The following is a 2,826-nucleotide window of genomic DNA, read 5'->3' on the forward strand; positions in this document are numbered from 1 at the left end:
GGGTTCCAGATCGGAATCTGGACGGCGATTTCGCGTTTTTCATATTGCGTCGTCCCCTGCGGGAAAGTCCCGTCAGCCCGGTCCAAAAAGGCGCTGACAGGCAATTGGTTGCCTTCCATCCGCTCCATCATGCTGGCGATGTTGCGGACAAAATCCGGTTGGTCATTGAATACTTCCGGCTCATCTTGCGCATCCTTCCAGCTATCCGGGATGCTGATTTTTTGGACAGCTTCCATACCGGCATCGATCGCTTTCTCATTCATGGAAATGATTGCTTCGCCTTTATGCCCGTATGACTTGCGGGCCGCTTCCTTCATGTACTGCATCGCCTCTTCAGCAGGTATGACCGGCAGGATTTTGAAAAAGGCTGCTTGACAGATTGTGTTGATCCGCCCGCCCAGGCCGATTTCCTTGGCGAGGTTGATTGCGTCGATCGTGTAGAAGTCGATCTCGTTTTGGGCGATGTACCGCTTCATCTTGGCAGGCAAGCGTTGTTCGAGATCCTCGGCCCTCCAATTGGTGTTCAGCAGGAACGCGCCGCCCGGTTTCAGGTTCTTCAGCATGTCGTATTTTTTGACGTAAGCATGGTTGTGGCAAGCCACGAAATCAGCCTTTTCGATCAGATACGGTTCATGGATAGGCTCCTTGCCGAAGCGCAGATCGGAAATGGTGACCCCGCCCGATTTTTTCGAATCGTAGGAAAAATAAGCCTGTACGTGCATATCGGTATGATCCCCGATGATTTTGATCGAATTTTTGTTGGCCCCGACAGTCCCGTCGGAACCGAATCCCCAAAACTGCGCCTCGAACGTGCCTTCCTGACGGACATCGATCTGTTCATCGATCGCAAGCGACAGGTGGGTGACGTCATCATTGATCCCGATCGTGAAGGGATGCTTCGGTTGCTCCTTCTTCAGGTTTTTGTAGACTGCGAACAGTTGCTCCGGTGTTGTGTCCTTCGAACCCAAGCCATAGCGGCCGCCGATGATTATCGGACGATCGAGTCGATTGTTGAAGGCAGCCACGACATCCAAAAAGAGCGGTTCGCCGATGGAGCCGGCTTCTTTCGTGCGGTCAAGAACCGCAATCCGTTTTACGGTATCCGGCAAAGCCTTCAAAAAGTGCCCGACGCTGAACGGACGGTAAAGATGCACGTTGAGGACACCCACTTTTTCCCCTAAGCGATTCAGGTAATCAGCCGTCTCGCAGGCTGTTTCATACACGGAGCCCATGCAGATGATGACCCGCTCGGCTTCCGCAGCACCGTAATAATTGAACAGGCGATAGTCGCGGCCTGTCAATTGGTTCATCTTTTCCATATAACCTTCCACAATTTCCGGAACGGCATCGTAATATCTGTTCGCGGCTTCCTTGGTCTGGAAAAAGACGTCCGGATTCTGAGCCGTTCCCCGCAGTGTCGGGTGGTTCGGGCTGAGGCTGCGGTCTCGGAAGGCTTTCAAAGCATCCTGGTCCAGCATTTCCGCGAGGTCGTCATACGATTGAACCTCTATTTTTTGGATTTCATGCGAGGTCCTGAAGCCGTCAAAGAAATGCAGGAACGGCACGCGCCCTTTGATAGCCGCCAAATGGGCGACAGCTGCCAAGTCAGTCGTTTCCTGTACGCTGGAGGAAGACAGCAAGGCATAACCGGTCTGTCTGCAGGCCATCACGTCAGAATGGTCACCGAAGATGGAAAGCGCATGGCCCCCCACAGCACGAGCGGCAACATGGATGACGGAAGGCAACAGTTGCCCGGCCATTTTGTACAGATCGGGAATCATCAGCAACAATCCCTGCGATGATGTGTAGGAACATGCCAAAGCGCCTGCTTGCAGCGCGCCGTGAACAGTTCCGGCTGCTCCGGCCTCGGATTGCATCTGGGTCACTTTCACGGTTTGGCCAAATATGTTCTTGCGGCCCTCCTGCGCCCAATGATCGACAGCATCTGCCATCGGTGAAGAGGGTGTAATGGGATAAATCCCTGAAATTTCAGTAAAAGCGTAAGATGTATAGGCTGCGGCCGTATTTCCGTCGACAGTCATATACATTTTCTCGTTGGACATAAAGGATTCCTTCTCTCAAATCGTATAGTTCACACAGTGGGGAAAGAGTCCTTCTGATTTTAGGCCCTAACCCGCAAAATGTAATCAACTGATGCATTTGCATGACTTCATTATAGCAAAATAGTAAGTGCTCCGGTACACAAAGAAAAGCGTTTGTTCCCGAATTTCCGAAAACTTAAGTATTCTTTGTGCATTTAATATCTTTATATTTCGGTCCAGTCAATGGGAACTTTTCATTCCGTAGCCGCTGGACTGAGAATGGGGATTTGCCTTCTCACGGATGCAACGCGCTCGAGATCCACCGACACTATCGCAATTTCTTCCTCAAAACCCAGTTGGGCCAGGACGCTTCCCCATGGATCAGCCACAAGCGAATGGCCGTAAGCATGGTAACTGAAATCGAGATCGCGGGCAGGACTGACCCCCACCATGAACAACTGATTGTCGACTGCGCGCGCTCGGAACAGCAATTCCCAATGCGCAGGACCGGTCGTCATATTGAACGCGCCGGGCACCACACAGACAAGCGCCCCTTGTTTTTGAAGCAGCTCCCAGTCGCTTTGGAATCGGACGTCAAAACAGATGCCCAAGCCGAACAGGCCGAATTCGGTCGCAAACACACCCATTCCGTTCCCGGGGGTCAACGTATCGGATTCTCTGAAAACTTGTCCGCCCTCGACTTGGATATCGAATAAATGGGTTTTGCTGTAGTCGTGAATTTCGTTGCCTAGGCGATCGAACGTATAGCTTGTGTTGTATATTT

2 protein-coding genes are annotated in these 2,826 nt (G+C 51.9%); both read right to left on the minus strand.

The window, feature by feature from the left end:
• A partial coding sequence (gene nifJ, locus WBV27_RS08790; RefSeq protein ID WP_424201275.1) for a pyruvate:ferredoxin (flavodoxin) oxidoreductase occupies positions 1-2,063 on the minus strand: 2,063 nt, incomplete at its 3' end.
• A gap of 233 nt (positions 2,064-2,296) precedes the next feature.
• A partial coding sequence (locus tag WBV27_RS08795) for a nitrilase-related carbon-nitrogen hydrolase (RefSeq protein ID WP_424201277.1) occupies positions 2,297-2,826 on the minus strand: 530 nt, incomplete at its 5' end.

This window comes from Trichococcus sp. (genome assembly GCF_049589555.1).
In the GTDB taxonomy this organism is placed as follows: domain Bacteria; phylum Bacillota; class Bacilli; order Lactobacillales; family Aerococcaceae; genus Trichococcus.